The organism is Janthinobacterium sp. GW823-FHT06H09 (genome assembly GCF_058794735.1).
Genome location: NZ_JBXAHC010000008.1, coordinates 319,999 through 335,681, shown reverse-complemented (window position 1 = coordinate 335,681; position 15,683 = coordinate 319,999). Strand labels below are relative to the sequence as shown.

Here is a 15,683-nt window from a genome sequence, read left to right as displayed (position 1 = left end):
TGGCATCAGCCGATCACCTTCTTGACCACTTCGATCAGGCGTTGCGGATCGAACGGCTTGACCAGCCAGCCATTGGCGCCGGCGGCACGGCCTTTCGATTTCATCTCGTCCGACGACTCCGTCGTCAGCATCAGGATGGGCACCTTCTGGTAGGTCGGCAATTCACGCAGCAGCTTGATCAGTTCCAGGCCATCCATACGCGGCATGTTCTGGTCCGTCAATACCAGGTCTACGGTTTGCAGCTTGGCTTTTTCCAGTCCGTCCTGGCCGTCCACGGCCTCCACCACCTGGTAACCGGCGGCTTTCAGGCTGAACGCCACCATCTGGCGCAATGAGCTGGAATCGTCCACTGCAAGTATCGTTTTGGCCATCTTTGCTCCCACTTATTCCGGGCATCCTGCCCGAGTATTTGATTAATCAATCCATGCGACCACAAGCGCTCCGCACTGGCATGCTAGAACAGCTCGATGTCGCCGCTTTCCAAATGCTGTTGACTGACAGCCTTGCGCAGCACGCTGCGCAACTCCAGGCTTTGAATCGCCAGCGCCATGCTGACCCGACCCAGCAAGGCGACAATTTCTTCATTGTCGCTCTCCGGCAACATCTCCGCGCCATGCTCGCCCAGGGTCCCGAGGAACTCGCGCAAGCCCGTCACGCGCTTCAGGGTGCGCTCGATCAGCTGGCTGGTCATGTCCTGAAACTGCATGCTGGTGATGGCGGCATTCACATAGCCCCCCACCTCATCCTGCAACGCCAGCAGTTTTTCGCGCTGCTGCTCGGCCGGAATACCGCCGTCGAGCAGCAGCGCGATAGTGTCTTGCTGCGCAGCGACGGCTGCGTGTATCGCCATGAAATTGAAGGACAGCTTCTCGATCGCCTCTTCCAGCAAGATGCCGGTCTGCACCAGGTCGGTTTCCACCTCCGTCAAGTGCTTGCGGCCATGGTCCGACACGCCAGACAGCAGGCGTTTTACATGCGAGCCAAGTATTTTCTTTCTTGTCATAAAGGTCTCATTGTTTCAATACACCACGCGTCGACAGCCTTGCGTGTTATTTTTTCGCCGCTGCCGGGGCCGGGACTGGCGCCGCCGCGGGCGGCGCACCGGCAGCCAGCCCTGAAGCGACAGCGGCGGAAGCGGCATCGGTCACCGGCAGCTCGATCGCCGAACCATCGCGCAAGACATTTTCTTCCGTGCGCTTGTTCATGACGATGATGCTGATGCGCCGGTTGATCGGATTGAAGGGATCGAGCTTGTCCAGGTGGGCGGCCGAGCCCAGTCCCACCACGCGCAAGACTTTTTCTTCCTTCATGCCGCCGATCACCAGTTCGCGCCGCGACGCATTCGCGCGGTCGGCCGACAATTCCCAGTTGCTGTAGCCTGCATCGCTCATATAGGGCGTCGAATCCGTATGGCCGGACAGGCCGATGCGGTTCGGCACTTCATTGAGCACGGAGCCGATGGCGTGCAGGATTTCCTTGGTGTACGGTTGCAGGTTCGCATTGGCGAGCGCAAACATCGGACGGTTCTGCTCGTCGACGATCTGGATGCGCAAGCCTTCGCTGGTGATATCGAGCAGCAACTGGTTCTTGTATTTTTTCAGCAGGGGATTGGCGTCGATGGTCGCTTCGATGCGCGCCTTGAGCGCCTGCAGGCGCTTGCTCTCCTCGCGCTCGAGCGCGGCCTTGGCGGAATTGAGGTCGAACGATTTGCGCTGCTGCTCTTCCTGCGCCTTGCGTACCTGCCCATCCTGGCGTGACAGGTCCTGGCCACCGCCCTGAATCACGGAATTGCTTTCGCCGCTGCCGGAGCCGCCCGCCATGGCCACTTTCAACGGTGTCTTGAAGAATTCGGAAATGCCGTTCAAGTCGCCCTTCGAGGTGGAGCCGAGCAGCCACATCAGCAGGAAGAAGGCCATCATGGCCGTGACAAAGTCGGCGTAGGCGATTTTCCACGCCCCGCCATGGTGTCCGCCAGCCGTCTTCTTGATACGCTTGACGATAATCGGGCGCATGCCTTCATCGGCCATGGCGTCCCCCTTCCGTGTGCTGCAAATGACTCATGGTGTCCAGGCGTAGTTTCACTGCTTACTTCGTTTTCGATTTCTTGATGTGGTCTTCCAGCTCATTGAACGTCGGGCGCTCGGTCGAGAACAGCACCTTGCGGCCGAACTCCACGGCCAGCGCCGGCGCATAGCCGTTCAGGCTGGCCAGCAGGGTCACTTTCACGCACTGGAACATCTTGCTCGACTCTTCCAGCTTCTGCTCCAGCAGGCTGGCCAATGGCCCCACGAAACCGTAGGCCAGCAAGATGCCGAGGAAGGTGCCGACCAGCGCGTGCGCGATCAGCATGCCCAGCTCGGCCGGCGGTATGCCCACCGACTCCATCGTGTGCACCACGCCCATCACGGCGGCGACGATACCGAACGCGGGCAAGCCATCGCCCACCTTGGCGATCACGTGGGCCGGCACGGCGCCTTCGTGATGGTGCGTCTCGATTTCGTTGTCCATCAGGTTTTCGATCTGGAACGCATCCATATTGCCCGATACCATCAGGCGCAGGTAATCGGTCATGAATTCGACGATGTGGTGGTCGGCCAGCACCGCCGGATACTTGGAAAACAGCGGGCTCTCTTCCGGCTTGTCGATATCGCCTTCGATCGACATCAAGCCTTCCTTGCGCACCTTGCTGAGCACTTCAAACAACAGCGACATCAGTTCCATGTACAGGTCTTTGGTATAGCGCGATCCCTTGAACAGGCTGGGCAAGGCGGCGATCGTTGCCTTGATGGCCTTGTTATTGTTACCAACAAGGAAGGCGCCCAGGGCGGCGCCGCCGATCATCAGCAACTCCAGCGGCTGGAACAGCGCCGCCAGATGGCCGCCGGCCATTGCGAAGCCGCCAAAGACCGAGGCGCAGACGATGATGTATCCGATTATGACTAACAAGTGCCCTGACTCCCAATAATGGCCGCGGCTGTATGCGCGGCATGTTCAAACCTGTTCCTGTCTTTTGGCGGCTGCGCCGCCGGTAAAGACTGCGGCAAAAAAGCAACCGGAAGTTAATTGAAATGTGCTGCTTTTCAACGCAAATCCGAGAAAATGCCGTGTGGAACTACAATAACGTGAGATTGCCCCACGGGCAAGCAAATAACGCAGACAATTGCTTAAAAGCACCATATGTAAAGCAAAGGACCACCCTCTGTGGCGGCGATGGTCTTATCGGGCTCGCGTGCCGCAATCCGGAATTCGTAACTAAGAAGCATGCTACCGGGCAACATTTCCTTTTCCGCCTTATTCCACAGGGCCGCCATCGCCGCCGGCGACAGGTAGGCAAACACGGCATCGTAGCGGCCGAAGTCGAGCGCTTCGTAATCGCCGCGCAGGAAGCGCGCGCGGCTGCCCGCCATCCGCGCGCGCAAGCGGCTGGCCAGCCAGGGCAGCGGCGCCAGCTCGATGCCGGAAAACTGCCCGTCGGGCCGGCGCCGCGCCAGGTCCAGCACAAGGCCGCCCAGGCCGCTGCCGATATCGACCAGGCGCACGCCGGGACGGTCCGCGATCAGCTCGGCCACGGCCTGCCACACCTTCGGCCCCGACGGATAAAACGGCACTTGCGTGCGGAACGTGGACCAGTACAGGCTCAACAGGAAAACAAAGGCCGCCAGGAACACGGCCGGAGGCCAGTCGAGCAGGCTGGCGCCCAGCAAGGCGGGCGCAAACAGCAGGCCGATGGCGCACCACCAGCGGGCCAGGCCCGCGCGCCAGGTAATAAGCGCCGCCAGCACGCCCTGCACCAGCGCCACGGCCGGCAGCGACATGGCCGCGCCCGCGCGCGCCAGGCCATATACCAATAGCAACATCAAGGGAAAGGCCAGCACCTGGATCAGGATGGCCTTGAGCGCGGGCGCGCGCAGGATTTGTTGCAGCATGGGGTAGTCAGAGAAGGAAAACGCCAGTGTAAGCGATGACGACATGAAAAAGCCGGAGTGCGGTCAGGCGACCGGCTCCGGCTTATTTACTGTCTTATGCAGGGCTCAGGCAGCCGCGCCCGGCGCAACAGCGGCCGCTTCATCGCGCGCCTTCTTGGTCTTGCCGGCGCGCGAAGGCATGTGGCACAGGCCGCACACATAATCGGCGTTCAGGTCGAGGCAGTTGACGACAAACTTGCCGCCGCACTTGCCGCAGGGCGCCATGTCCAGCATCTTGCTGCTGAAAAAGCGCACCAGGGTCCAGGCCCGCGTCAGCGACAGCAGGGGCTCTTCGCCCGCTTCGGGCGGCATCTGTTCCAGATACAGCTTATACGCCTTCATCACGGCTTCGATGCCCGTGGCGCCCGCGTGGTCGACGAGGAATTTATGGATGTTGATGAACAGCGAGGAATGGATATTCGGTTGCCAGGTGAGGAACCAGTCGGTGGAAAACGGCAGCATGCCCTTGGGTGGCGAGACGCCCTTCAATTCCTTGTACAGATTCAGCAGGCGCTCGCGCGACAGCGAGACTTCCGTCTCCAGCAGTTGCAGGCGTGCGCCCAGCTGTATCAATTCGATGGCCAGCTGGATTTCCTGCGCTTCCGATACGACACTTTTCTTGGCCATGCTGTGTACTCCGCGACTGACTGATACTGACTAACTGATACTGACTGATAAGGCTGCCGGCAAAATGTTCAGGGCAATGCAACGCCGCCATCGACGTTTGATGGCAACCTTAAGCGATTTCTTCGACGCCTTGGCCGGCCATGAGGATGGCAGCGTGCGACTGGGCCAGCGAGCGGTCTTTATTGTAGTTCGTCAGCATGCCCAGGATGGCGCTGTCGTCGAAGCGGAAGCGGGCCAGCATCATGTTGCCGCCAGCGAGCTTGAGGATCTGCGCATTGCTCATGCCTTCGATCAGTTCGGCGATGTCGGCGGCGATGCCCAAACGGAAGATGGCCGTTACCTTGTCCGCACGAATCATTTGCTGGGCCAGCATCAGGTAGCTCAGGTTAGCGTCGCGAATCTCAGCCATCATGTCGTTAGCAGTCATTTCCATCTCCTCAATCCGTTGAATTCAGCTGGCGTTGTGTGTTGCCAGTGAGATACATTCTGCAGGAGCAACATTAAATGCAACAGAGGCGCAGCGCTGTATTTTTGGTCGGGCAATAGCGGAAGGGATCGTAGGTGTTTGTCTGACAAACACTGCTCGATAATGGTCGCACGCCAGCAACGGCGCGGATGTGGGAGGTTGGCTCTGCGGCGGGTTTACCCGACTTTGGGCCTGTAAAAAATATCACTTTTTTACAACAACTTGATCGGAATCAAGCCTGTCTACCTAGATAACGGCCGCCTTGGCAGGAACTTTAGGGCTTTTTCGAAAAATATTTCAAAGACCCGCATTCTTTTTTGGCCGGTTTGACACCGTTCATGTAATCGTTGACGGCGGCGTCTGGCGAAACTTTAGGGTGATTTGAAAATATTTTTAAAAATCGTGATTTTTTTCGTTGACGCCCCGCAGGCAGGCTCTTTTCACGCTGCAGCCAGGGTGGAAATTCCGCTTTCCGGCGCGGATTTGCTACACTGCCTGCTCCCGCACAATACTTTAAGCTTCAAGCAATATTGCGCCATTGAGACAAGTATCAACATGAAAGCCACCATGATTTCTCGACATGACTGCAGCGCGCGCGACCTCGACGATCCCCTGGCGCCCCTGCGCCAGCAATTCGACTTGCCGCAAGGCGTGATTTACCTCGACGGCAATTCCCTGGGCGCGCGGCCGAAAGCGGCGCTGGCCCGCGCCCAGCACGTCATCACGGCCGAATGGGGCACGGACCTGATCCGCAGCTGGAATACGGCCGGCTGGTTCGACCTGCCCAAGCGCCTGGGCGACCGCCTGGCCCCGCTGCTCGGCGCGCAGACTGGCGAAGTGGTGATCACCGACACCACCTCCGTCAACCTGTTCAAGGCCCTGGCCGCCGCCCTGCAGATGCAGGCCAGCGACCCGGCGCAGGCCGCGCGACGCATCATCGTCAGCGAACGCAGCAACTTCCCCACCGACCTGTACATGGCGCAAGGCCTGGCCGCCTGGCTCAACCGCGGCTACCAGCTGCGCCTGGTCGACAGTCCGGATGAACTGGCGCAAGCCATCGACGCCGATTGCGCCGTCGCCATGCTCACGCACGTCAACTACCGCACCGGCTACCAGCACGACATGGCCGCCATCAGCAGCCATTGCCACGCGCAAGGCGCGCTGGCGCTGTGGGACCTGGCCCATTCGGCCGGCGCCGTGCCGCTGGACCTGAACGGCGCCGGCGCCGACCTGGCCGTCGGCTGCACCTATAAATACCTGAACGGCGGCCCCGGCTCGCCCGCCTTCATCTGGGTGCCGGCAAAACACCAGGCGCGCTTCCGCCAGCCCTTGTCCGGCTGGTGGGGCCACGCCACGCCGTTCGCCATGGACCCGGGCTACACGCCGGCCGACGGCATCGCGCGCGCCCTGTGCGGCACGCAGCCGATTGTCTCGCTGGCACTCGTCGAATGCGGCCTCGATATCTTTGCGCAAACGAACATGGAAGCCATCCGCCGCAAGTCGCTGGCCCTGACGGATGTGTTCATCGCGCTGGTGGAACAGCGCTGCGCCAGCCATCCGCTGGGCCTCGTCACGCCGCGCGAGCATGCACGGCGCGGCAGCCAGGTCAGCTTCACGCACCCGCACGGCTATGCCGTGATGCAGGCGCTTATCGCTCGCGGCGTAATCGGCGACTACCGCGAGCCGGCCATCATGCGCTTCGGCTTCACGCCCCTGTACACGAGCTTTGCCGACGTGTGGGACGCGGTGGAAATCCTGCGCGACATCCTCGATACCCAAGACTACGACATCGCCGCCAAGCGCGATGCCGTCACCTGACCCCGGACCAAGAGAACACCATGAGCAAAGAAGAAAACAGCAGCGGCTGCCCCATGCATGCCGGCGGCCAGGATGCGCAGTGGCATGGCGCGCAGATGGATTTCAGCGAATCGATGAGCTACGGTAACTACCTGGCGCTGGACCGCATCCTGACGGCCCAGCATCCGCTGTCGCCGAACCACAACGAAATGCTGTTCATCGTGCAGCACCAGACCAGCGAATTGTGGATGAAGCTGATGCTGCACGAAATGCACGCCGTGCGCGCCAACCTGCAAAGCGGCGACCTGGCGCCCGCGTTTAAAATGCTGGCCCGCGTGGCGCGCATCATGGACCAGCTGGTCCATGCCTGGGACGTGCTGGCCACCATGACGCCGCCCGAATACACGGCGATCCGGCCCTACCTGGGCGCCTCGTCCGGCTTCCAGTCCTTCCAGTACCGTGAAATCGAGTTCATTTTGGGGAACAAGAACGCCGCCCTGCTCAACGTGCACACGACGGCGCCCGATACCTACACGGTGCTCGACGCCGCCCTGCGCACGCCGTCCGTCTACGACGAAGCCATCAAGCTGCTGGCGCGCAGCGGCTTGCATATCGCTCCCGAGCGCCTGGACGCCGACTGGACCCTTCCCACCGCCTCCGACGCCTCGGTCAAGGCGGCCTGGCTGGAAGTCTACCGCGACCCGTCGAAACACTGGGCCCTGTACGAACTGGCCGAAAAGCTGGTCGACCTGGAAACGGCCTTCCGCTTCTGGCGCTTCCGCCACGTGACGACGGTCGAGCGCATCATCGGCTTCAAGACGGGCACGGGGGGCACGGCGGGCGTGAGCTATTTGCGCAAGATGCTCGACGTGGTATTGTTCCCGGAACTATTCGCCCTGCGCACTGAGTTATAACTTAAGGAGCCTCGATGTCGCCTCTCGTCCTGACCCTGGCCGGCCTGTGGAATTCCGGGCCGCAGCACTGGCAAACCCATTGGGAAGCGCGCCACCCGCAATGGTCGCGCGTGCCGCACCGGGAATGGCAGACGCCGGACAAGGACGAATGGGTGGCGGAGCTCGACCGCGCCATCGCCGCCTGCGAGCGGGCGCCCGTGCTGGCCGCGCACAGCCTGGCCTGCACGCTGGTGGCCCATTGGGCGGCCAGCGGCTCGCCGCACAGGATCGCCGGCGCCTTCCTCGTCGCCCCCAGTGATGTGGAAGCGCCGTCCTACCCGTCCGGCACCACGGGGTTCTCTCCCATGCCGCTGCAAGCCTTGCCGTTTCCCAGCCTGGTAGTGGCCAGCGGCGATGATCCCTACGTCAGCTTCGCGCGGGCGCGCGCGTTTGCCGCCGCCTGGGGCAGCGACTTCACCATGATCGGCGACGCCGGCCATATCAATGGCGACGCCGGCTACGGCCCCTGGCCGGACGGCGAACAGCTGCTGCTGGACTTCTGCGCCGCGCACCAGCCCTGAACCGGGGCACGCACGCGCGCACGATAGACGCGCCCGCATTTGCCCACAAGTAAGAACGCAGGCAGAATCGTGGCCTTTCCATTGCGGCGCCCCGGCGCCAGCCTCACGATGAAACGTCCGCTCTTGCCAGTCCTCCTGCCCTTGCTGCTTTGCTCCGCCCTCGCCCACGGCGCGCCCTTCTACGAAGGCAAGACCCTCGCCCATCCCGCCATCACGGCATCGCAGGACAGCGGCCTCGACATCGCTTTTCTCAAGGAAAAAGAGGGCGTCAACGGCTATTACTGCGAGTGCACGAACAGCGCTTCGAAAACCTTCCTGCTCGACCAGTTCGGCAACGCCGTCATCCGCTCCGTCTTCTATGCGTCGCTGGACAAGGAATCGGATACCAGCGTGCAAACCATGCTGGTGCTGTTCCGCCAGGACGGCAAGAACGGCCTGCGCGCCTACCGCTACCACCGCAGCTCCGGCAAGTACCGGCGCCTCGACGGCTTGCAGCCGGCCCTGAACCGCATCGTGGCGCAAAGCGCCGCTCCCAACGCGGGCCAGGTCAAGGCCGCGCTGGCCAAGCTGGCGCCGATGGACTACAGCGTCGCGCGCGGCAAGAGCGGCAATGCGGACTTCGACGCCATCGACCATACGCAAGGCACGATCGTCGGCTACTACAGCGATGACGGCAAGCCCGTGGCGCCCGGCGGCAAGGATGCCATCACCTACAAGAAAACCTTCCTGAAAAAAGGCGAGCGTTTTCTCACCGCCAGCTACACGCTGTACAGCGACGCCGGCGCCGGCATCCTGCCAAATTACCGCCTGTGGCAAGTGACGTGGGAGACGGCGCCGCAGCAGTTCACGGGCAGCGAAGACGGTCCGTCCGTCATCTACAGCCTGGCCTGGGACGACGGCTCGGTGGTCGAGCGGGGCCAGTACGCGAAGGGCAAGCGCCAGGGACTGTGGGTGCGCGAAGGCATGCACGAAGGCAGCGAAAAAGGCCATTTCGTCAACGGGCTGCAGGAAGGCATTTGGTACTTCAATTATCCCAAACAGAGCGAGAGCGGCATGTACCGGGCCGGCAAGCGCGAAGGCCGCTGGACGGTCGTCAACTATGCCGATGAAGAGGAAGTGACGGGCTTCGATACCTACGCGGACGGCCAGCTGAACGGCCCGCACGAACGCCGCATGGGCGGCAAAGTGCGCACGCGCGGCAACTACGTCAACGGCGCGCGCCACGGCGCGTGGATCACGGAAGACGGCGACGGCAGCTTTATCGACGGCTTGCGCGACGGGCCGTGGAAGCTCAAGCTCAAGGACGGTGTCACGCAAAGCGTCACTTTCGTGAAAGGCAAAAAACAGGGCGAAGCCATCGACACGGATGCGCAAGGCGCGCTGCGCGTGCGCGACCATTACCAGGCCGGCGTGCTCGATGGCAGCCGCACGCGCTACCTGGGTCCGGCCGGCAAGGAATACGTGGTCTACACGGCCACCTACCGCAACGGCCAGCTGGACGGGCGCGAACAGGCGTTCGACGACAGCGGCAAGATCCTGCGCCTCGACACCTTGTGGGACAACGGCAAGAAGCAGGGCCTCGATGCGCGCTACTACCCGAACGGCAAGCCGGAACGCCTGGCCGTCATCGACCAGGGACGCCTGCTCACGCACCTGCGCGAATACTATGAAGACGGCCAGCTGCTCAACGACATCCACCGCTGCACCTTCAAGGAGTACGGCAGCACGCGCGACGACGTGTGCGAGTACCACCACATGTACTACCCGGACGGCAAGCCGCAGTACTACTATGCCTTCCAGTACGGCCAGCGCCAGGAAGGCTATTCGAACTACCCGAACGGCAAGCGCAAGGATGAACTGCTGGTCGACCGCGCAGCCGACACCTCCGTCGTCAACGCATACTATGAAAGCGGCCAGCTCAAATGCACGGAGCCGCGCAGCGGCCACAGCACGCGCACGGTGAATGGCCAGACCATGATCAGCTACGCTTCTGCCGACCGCGATGGCGACAATATCTGCTACCACCCGAACGGCAAGGTGGCCAGCATTTACACCTTCCGCAAGCGCGTGCTCGTCGAGTGCGGCAAGCGCTACGACGACACGGGCAAGCAGACGTTCCCGGGACCGGAAGGCTGCCCTCCTCCCAGGAAAGTCGACTACCCGATAGGACTGTGACAATGACGCAAGCAAGACAGCCGCAGTGCATCCAGAACCCCGAGCGCATCGATGCCGGGGCGATCCGCGCCGCCATCGCGGGCGGCCAAGAGGTGCTGGTGCAGTTCAATACCCTGGGCGAGCCAACGCCGCTGCTGGCCGACCTCGACGCCCTGGCCGCCACTTGCGGCACGGCGCTGACCATCCGCATCTACGGCTACGACCCGAGGGTGTTCGATGCCCGCATCCTGCGCGCGCTGCCGCATGTGGCCAGCCTGTCCATCGACTGCCACCGCAACGCCCTGTATCTGGAAACCCTGGGCGAGCTGCGCCACCTGAAGCGCCTGAGCCTGGGCGTGTACGAACTAGGGCAAGCCGACATCCTGCAGCTGGACAATTTGCGCGCCCTCGAATACCTGAACCTGGGCGAATCTGCCAGGAACAATATCGACCTGGCGCCCCTGCGCCAGTATGCGCACCTGGCCAGTCTCGTCATCGAAGGCCACAGCCAGCATATCGAGACCCTGGCCAGCCTGCCGGCGCTGCATGACCTGTCGCTGTACCGCATCAAGAACACCGTGCCGCTGGATTTCATCTCGGAGATGAGCCGCCTGGACAGGCTGCTGCTGCAACTGGGCGGCCGCGAATCGCTCGCCCACATCGAGGCGCCGCTGTTGAGGAAACTGGAAGTGATACGCGTGCGCGGTCTGGAAACGCTGGGCGATATCGGCCGTTTCCCGCTGCTGCAGGCGCTATGGGTGGAAGACCAGATCAAGCTGCGGCAGATCGCGCTGGGGCCCAATCCCTTGCTCGAACGCCTGAACCTGCACACCTGCAAGACGCTCGACAGCCTGCCCGGCCTGGCCGCCTTGCCCGCCCTGCGCCAGTTGTCGGCATCCGGGACCATGCTCGACATCGACGCGTTGCTGGCGCATGGATTGCCCGCGTCCCTGACGCATGCGCGCCTGCGCACCGGCAGGAAAACACGCGATGACGCCATCGCCGCGCAGCTGGCGGAGCTAGGCTACACCTCAGCGCCCTATTGTTAAAAGCGGCGCTGAAATCAGCGGCCCGCCGCCAGCCTGCGCTGCCACAGCGCCACGTCGATCATCACGCCGTCCGCGCCCGTATTGCGGATGTAGACCCGGTAGCTGCCCTGCCCCATGTCGCCATCGAGGTAGGCCGTGCGCTCGTTGCGCTGCAGCCTGGCGCCCTTGGCCAGCTGGCGGTAGCGCTCGACCACCGTGTCGAAACTGGCATAGCTGCGCAGCGCCACTTCCAGGTCGCGCGGCGGACGGCCTTCCGCATGGTCCAGCACATTGTTCTGCTTCTTGCCCTTGAGCGTGAGCGGATAGGCAAACACGCCGGCGCCGGCCGACGTCAGCACCGTGGATTTATCGAGCAGCAGCGGCAGCAGCGCCGGCGGATACGCGGGCGGCAGCTGGGCGCGGTTCCAGCCCGGCAGGGCCGGCTGCGCCAGCACGTATTCGACGCTGGCGATCTTCTGCCCGTCGGCGCCCGCCTCCTTGTCGCCCGCGATCAGCGCCAGCATGGGCGGCAATTGCCGGGCCCAGGCCAGCAGGGGTGCAGCGTCGCCAACCAGCATGCCCTTGCGGTGGAACACCGTCAGCACGGCATTCGGATCGGGATTGCAGACTTTCGCCAGCGGCTGGCCCTCGAGGCGGCAATGCCCGTTCACCAGGCCAAAGGCGATGATGACGCCGCGTTTGTCGAGCAGCATGGCGCCCCGTTCGCGGCCCTGCTTGCGGTCATTCATCGACGCCAGCAACTGGCGGCCATCGGCCAGCACGGCGCGCGTGGCGTCGCGCTTTTCGCTGATCGCTTCAAGCGCCTGTGCCAGCAGCAGTTCATCGTTTTCCGTGTAGCTGCCGCGCGCGTAACCGAAGAAATCGAACAGGGCCGCGCGCACTTGCGGGTCTTCGCTCAAGCGCGGCAAGGGACCGCCGGCCAGCAGGGACGACAGGCTTTTCCCCGCCGGTGCCAAGGGCGCCGCCGTGGCGCGGGCAGGCTGGGAAAGGAGGCAGGCCGCCGCCAGCAAGGCGCCGCCCAGGGTGCGGTAATTCGAAAAGATGATATGCATGATTCTGTCTGTCGGGGGATTTGGCCGCTACCAGTGGCCACTGGCCACGCATGGCGCGCCGGCGATTCTAGCATGATGCCAGTGCCCATGCCGTGCGGCAGGCGGACGGCAGGTGCGCCGGTGCGGCTGTTATGATGGCAGCAATGACGACACCAACCCACGCCTCGACACTGCTTGTCCTCCTGCCCGGCATGGATGGCACGGCCCGGCTCTTCCACCGTTTTGACGCCGCCTTGCGCGCGCAGAGCGCCATCGACACCCAGGCCATCGCCTACCCGGCCGCGCCGCTCGATTACGCGGCGCTGGAAGCATTCGTGCGCGAGCGCTTGCCGCAGGACCGCCCTTTCATCGTGCTGGCAGAATCGTTTTCGGGACCGCTGGGGTCAGCTTTGCGCGCCGATCCGCCGCCCGGCATGCAAGCCCTGATCCTGTGCTGTTCGTTCGTGCGCAATCCGCGCCCGATGCTCGCGCCGCTGCGCCACCTGCTCGGCCTGGTGCCCTTTGGCACCCTGCCCGGCTTCGCCCTGCGCCAGGCGCTGCTGGCGCCCCACTCCACGCCGCAGCTGCAGAATGAACTGGCAGCGGCGCTGGCGCAAGTGCCGCCCAGCGTACTGCGCCAGCGCCTGCGCGCCGTGCTGGAAACCGACGCCTCGCGCAGCTTCGCGCGCGGCAGCCTGCCCGTGCTGTATCTGCGCGCCCGCCACGACCGCCTGGTGCCGCCGGCGAACGCCGTGCAGATACTGCGGCAGGCAGCGGGCGCGCAACTGGTCGACATCGCCGCGCCGCACATGCTGTTGCAGGCGGCGCCGGAAGCGGCCGCCGGCGCCGTCGCCGCTTTCATTGCGGGCCTGTCAGCCGCGCAAATATCTGCTTAAACGCGCACTGGCCAGCACGGCCAGCCAGCTCAAGCCGCCCGACAGCACGCTGAAGTAGATGGCCCGCAGCGGATGCTGGGGCAGCAGATACGCGAGCACGGCCGCGCCCAGCAAGGCGCACAGCGCAGGCTTCCACCTGCCGGGCGGCAGCAGCGCCAGTAGCAGATTCGTACCCGCATACACGTAAAACACGAGCAGCAGGGCCAGGCCGCCGGCCACGCCGCGCGAGCCGAGGCTGCCGAACAGCTGCGTGTACAGGTAAAACCCCAGCCAGCTCAACACAATAAACAGCAGGCAGCCCAGCGCGTGCGCTCCCAGGCCCGCCATCAGGCGGTTTTTCATGGCAATCATCCGTATCGTCCCGTGCAAAGCCGCATCATAGCGATTTTTGCCGGCAATGCGACCGGTTGACTTGCCTACCTACTAGATGGTAGACTTATTTCGCACCCGGTATTTCACCCGGCAATCCTTCCGCGCCACGGCGCATTCGACCATTTGCGAGGCATCACATGCATCAACTGTTCACCCCTTATGACCTGTCCGGCATTTCCCTGGCCAACCGCGTCGTCATGGCGCCGATGACGCGCACGCGCACGCTCGAAAACAATCCCGATGCGCTCACCGCGCTGTATTACGCCCAGCGTGCCTCGGCCGGCCTGATCGTCACCGAAGGCTTGCCCGTCTCCGATGAAGGCCGCGGCTATTTGTACACGCCCGGCATCTACAGCAGCACGCAGGGCCAGGGCTGGCGCCAGGTCACCGATGCCGTGCATGCCAAGGGCGGCAAGATCTTCGCCCAGCTGTGGCACGTGGGCCGCATGTCACATGTATCTATCCAGCCGGGCAACGCGGCGCCCGTCGGCCCCAGCGACGTGGCGGCGGAAAACACCACCGTCTACGCCTGGATCGAACCGGGCAAGGCCGGACCGGTGCTGCCCAGCGTGCCGCGCGCGCTGAGCGTCGACGAGATCGCCCGCGTCACCGCCGACTTCGTGCATGCGGCAAAAGTCGCTATCGACGCTGGCTTTGACGGGATCGAGATCATGGCCGCCAACGGCTTCCTGTTCGACCAGTTCCTCAGCAGCGCCGTCAATACGCGCACCGACCAGTACGGCGGCGGCATCGCCAACCGCCAGCGCTTTTTGCTCGAGACCATAGACGCGCTGTCGGCCGCCATCGGCAGCGGCAAGGTCGGCGTACGCATCTCACCATTCGGCCGCCTGTACGACATGCGCGCCTATGCCGATGAAGCGCAGGTGTGGAGCAGCGTTGCGCAGGCACTCGATACGAGGAAGCTGGCCTATGTGCACCTGAACTACCAGCCGACCATCACGGCGGCGGAAGTGCCAGCCGGCTTTGGTGCGCAATTCCGCCAGGACTATCACGGCACCCTGATCGGCGCGGGCGGCTTCACGCAGGAACTGGCGCGCAGCGAACTGGAAAAAGGCGACCTCGATCTGATCGCCTTCGGCATGCCATTCATCTCCAACCCGGATCTGGTGGAGCGCATGCAAAACAACTGGCCTCTGGCCGACAGCGACCGCTCGACCTATTACGGCGCCAGCGGCGCCCCGTCCCACGGTTATACCGACTATCCCGCGTATGGCGCGGCGCCTGCCAGCAATATGCTCAATGGCATCAACGTGGCAGCATTGCAGCAATTCGCCCAGGGCGTGGCAGGGCATCCCGACAAGGGCGAGGTGCGTTTCAACGTCAAGACCCGCTGGCAACACCAGACGCGCAGCGTGGCCACCGTCAGCCACTATGTGCTGGGCGGTGAAAAGCATGCGCGCCATTTCGAGATCGCCTCGGACGAACCGCATGAATTGCTGGGCCAAAACACGGCGCCCAATCCGCAAGAGCTGCTGATGGCCGCCCTCAACGCCTGCCTGTCAGTCGGTTACGCAGCCAATGCGGCGGCCATGGGCATCACCGTGCACAGCCTGGAAATCGAAACGGACGGCAAGCTGGACCTGCGTGGCTTCCTCGGCCTGGACGAGAGCGTCAATCCCGGCTACGACGAAGTCAGCTACGTGGTGCGGCTGCGCACGGATGCCTCGCGCGAGCGCGTCGAGGCGCTGCACCAGGCCGTCACCAAAACGTCGGTCAACCTGGCCAATTTCTCGAAGGCCATCCGCATGCGGCCCACCCTGGAAGTAATCGAGGCCTGATACCCATCCCGGGAATCATCTAGCCACCAACCCGCGCGCAAGCGCCTACATAG

The 15,683-nt window shown here is 63.4% G+C and carries 16 protein-coding genes and 1 pseudogene; 8 read left to right on the top strand and 9 right to left on the bottom strand.

Features of this window, described 5'->3' with window-relative positions; translation table 11 throughout:
- Window positions 1-5: 5 nt before the first annotated feature.
- From AC1Q6X_RS16360 to flhD, 7 genes are all read right to left on the bottom strand, one after another.
- Window positions 6-371, bottom strand: a complete 366-nt coding sequence (locus tag AC1Q6X_RS16360) for a response regulator (RefSeq protein ID WP_034758362.1) — start codon at window positions 369-371, stop codon at window positions 6-8.
- Between the two features lie 83 nt (window positions 372-454).
- Window positions 455-1,003 (bottom strand): chemotaxis protein, encoded by a 549-nt coding sequence (locus AC1Q6X_RS16355; RefSeq protein ID WP_070219714.1) that lies wholly within the window; start codon window positions 1,001-1,003, stop codon window positions 455-457.
- A gap of 46 nt (window positions 1,004-1,049) precedes the next feature.
- A complete protein-coding gene (gene motB, locus AC1Q6X_RS16350; protein ID WP_492497817.1) occupies window positions 1,050-2,027 on the bottom strand; it encodes a flagellar motor protein MotB in 978 nt (325 codons plus the stop codon).
- 58 nt (window positions 2,028-2,085) lie between these two features.
- The gene (gene motA / locus AC1Q6X_RS16345) at window positions 2,086-2,946 is read right to left on the bottom strand and encodes a flagellar motor stator protein MotA (RefSeq protein WP_070219712.1); all 861 of its coding nucleotides are present in this window, start codon (window positions 2,944-2,946) and stop codon (window positions 2,086-2,088) included.
- Between the two features lie 218 nt (window positions 2,947-3,164).
- Window positions 3,165-3,926 carry a class I SAM-dependent methyltransferase gene (locus tag AC1Q6X_RS16340; RefSeq protein WP_492497816.1) on the bottom strand — a complete coding sequence of 254 codons (762 nt, stop codon included), beginning with the start codon at window positions 3,924-3,926 and terminating at the stop codon, window positions 3,165-3,167.
- Window positions 3,927-4,031: 105 nt separating this feature from the next.
- A complete protein-coding gene (flhC, locus tag AC1Q6X_RS16335; protein ID WP_070288862.1) occupies window positions 4,032-4,592 on the bottom strand; it encodes a flagellar transcriptional regulator FlhC in 561 nt (186 codons plus the stop codon).
- A gap of 109 nt (window positions 4,593-4,701) precedes the next feature.
- The gene (gene flhD, locus AC1Q6X_RS16330) at window positions 4,702-5,019 is read right to left on the bottom strand and encodes a flagellar transcriptional regulator FlhD (protein WP_010396649.1); all 318 of its coding nucleotides are present in this window, start codon (window positions 5,017-5,019) and stop codon (window positions 4,702-4,704) included.
- A gap of 606 nt (window positions 5,020-5,625) precedes the next feature.
- On the opposite strand from flhD, the gene kynU reads away from it, so the two are divergent.
- From kynU to AC1Q6X_RS16305, 5 genes are all read left to right on the top strand, one after another.
- Window positions 5,626-6,876, top strand: coding sequence for a kynureninase (gene kynU, locus AC1Q6X_RS16325; RefSeq protein WP_492497815.1), 1,251 nt, complete (start codon window positions 5,626-5,628; stop codon window positions 6,874-6,876).
- 20 nt (window positions 6,877-6,896) lie between these two features.
- A complete protein-coding gene (gene kynA, locus AC1Q6X_RS16320) occupies window positions 6,897-7,769 on the top strand; it encodes a tryptophan 2,3-dioxygenase (RefSeq protein WP_070312344.1) in 873 nt (290 codons plus the stop codon).
- A gap of 14 nt (window positions 7,770-7,783) precedes the next feature.
- Window positions 7,784-8,329 (top strand): RBBP9/YdeN family alpha/beta hydrolase, encoded by a 546-nt coding sequence (locus AC1Q6X_RS16315; protein WP_070219811.1) that lies wholly within the window; start codon window positions 7,784-7,786, stop codon window positions 8,327-8,329.
- Between the two features lie 69 nt (window positions 8,330-8,398).
- Complete coding sequence (locus tag AC1Q6X_RS16310; RefSeq protein ID WP_230506181.1) at window positions 8,399-10,504, top strand: toxin-antitoxin system YwqK family antitoxin; 2,106 nt, start codon at window positions 8,399-8,401, stop codon at window positions 10,502-10,504.
- Between the two features lie 2 nt (window positions 10,505-10,506).
- Window positions 10,507-11,532, top strand: a complete 1,026-nt coding sequence (locus AC1Q6X_RS16305) for a leucine-rich repeat domain-containing protein (RefSeq protein ID WP_492497814.1) — start codon at window positions 10,507-10,509, stop codon at window positions 11,530-11,532.
- 14 nt (window positions 11,533-11,546) lie between these two features.
- On the opposite strand, the gene AC1Q6X_RS16300 is transcribed toward AC1Q6X_RS16305, so the two are convergent.
- Window positions 11,547-12,584, bottom strand: a complete 1,038-nt coding sequence (locus AC1Q6X_RS16300) for a hypothetical protein (protein WP_230506179.1) — start codon at window positions 12,582-12,584, stop codon at window positions 11,547-11,549.
- 143 nt (window positions 12,585-12,727) lie between these two features.
- Between AC1Q6X_RS16300 and AC1Q6X_RS16295 the strand changes: the two genes are divergently transcribed.
- Entirely contained in the window at window positions 12,728-13,459 is a 732-nt protein-coding gene (locus AC1Q6X_RS16295) for an alpha/beta fold hydrolase (RefSeq protein ID WP_121668998.1), read from the top strand.
- Here AC1Q6X_RS16295 and AC1Q6X_RS16290 read toward each other — a convergent pair.
- Window positions 13,436-13,801: a hypothetical protein gene (locus AC1Q6X_RS16290; RefSeq protein ID WP_230506177.1), complete on the bottom strand. Its 366-nt coding sequence runs from the start codon at window positions 13,799-13,801 to the stop codon at window positions 13,436-13,438. The genes AC1Q6X_RS16295 and AC1Q6X_RS16290 overlap by 24 nt on opposite strands.
- Before the next feature lie 167 nt (window positions 13,802-13,968).
- Between AC1Q6X_RS16290 and AC1Q6X_RS16285 the strand changes: the two are divergent.
- Together AC1Q6X_RS16285 and AC1Q6X_RS16280 are read left to right on the top strand one after the other, a co-directional pair.
- Window positions 13,969-15,063: pseudogene (locus AC1Q6X_RS16285) on the top strand (alkene reductase); the annotation flags it as partial.
- 21 nt (window positions 15,064-15,084) lie between these two features.
- A complete protein-coding gene (locus AC1Q6X_RS16280; RefSeq protein ID WP_268994174.1) occupies window positions 15,085-15,630 on the top strand; it encodes an OsmC family protein in 546 nt (181 codons plus the stop codon).
- The last annotated feature ends 53 nt before the right edge of the window (window positions 15,631-15,683 follow it).

Coding starts and splice junctions, on each gene's coding strand:
- kynU (WP_492497815.1), top strand. CDS start 5,626: ATGATTTCTCGACATGACTGCAGCGCGCGCGACCTCGACGATCCCCTG.
- AC1Q6X_RS16305 (WP_492497814.1), top strand. CDS start 10,507: ATGACGCAAGCAAGACAGCCGCAGTGCATCCAGAACCCCGAGCGCATC.
- kynA (WP_070312344.1), top strand. CDS start 6,897: ATGAGCAAAGAAGAAAACAGCAGCGGCTGCCCCATGCATGCCGGCGGC.
- AC1Q6X_RS16295 (WP_121668998.1), top strand. CDS start 12,728: ATGACGACACCAACCCACGCCTCGACACTGCTTGTCCTCCTGCCCGGC.
- AC1Q6X_RS16290 (WP_230506177.1), bottom strand. CDS start 13,801: ATGAAAAACCGCCTGATGGCGGGCCTGGGAGCGCACGCGCTGGGCTGC.
- motB (WP_492497817.1), bottom strand. CDS start 2,027: ATGGCCGATGAAGGCATGCGCCCGATTATCGTCAAGCGTATCAAGAAG.
- AC1Q6X_RS16315 (WP_070219811.1), top strand. CDS start 7,784: ATGTCGCCTCTCGTCCTGACCCTGGCCGGCCTGTGGAATTCCGGGCCG.
- flhD (WP_010396649.1), bottom strand. CDS start 5,019: ATGACTGCTAACGACATGATGGCTGAGATTCGCGACGCTAACCTGAGC.
- flhC (WP_070288862.1), bottom strand. CDS start 4,592: ATGGCCAAGAAAAGTGTCGTATCGGAAGCGCAGGAAATCCAGCTGGCC.
- AC1Q6X_RS16280 (WP_268994174.1), top strand. CDS start 15,085: ATGCTCAATGGCATCAACGTGGCAGCATTGCAGCAATTCGCCCAGGGC.
- AC1Q6X_RS16340 (WP_492497816.1), bottom strand. CDS start 3,926: ATGCTGCAACAAATCCTGCGCGCGCCCGCGCTCAAGGCCATCCTGATC.
- AC1Q6X_RS16360 (WP_034758362.1), bottom strand. CDS start 371: ATGGCCAAAACGATACTTGCAGTGGACGATTCCAGCTCATTGCGCCAG.
- AC1Q6X_RS16300 (WP_230506179.1), bottom strand. CDS start 12,584: ATGCATATCATCTTTTCGAATTACCGCACCCTGGGCGGCGCCTTGCTG.
- AC1Q6X_RS16355 (WP_070219714.1), bottom strand. CDS start 1,003: ATGACAAGAAAGAAAATACTTGGCTCGCATGTAAAACGCCTGCTGTCT.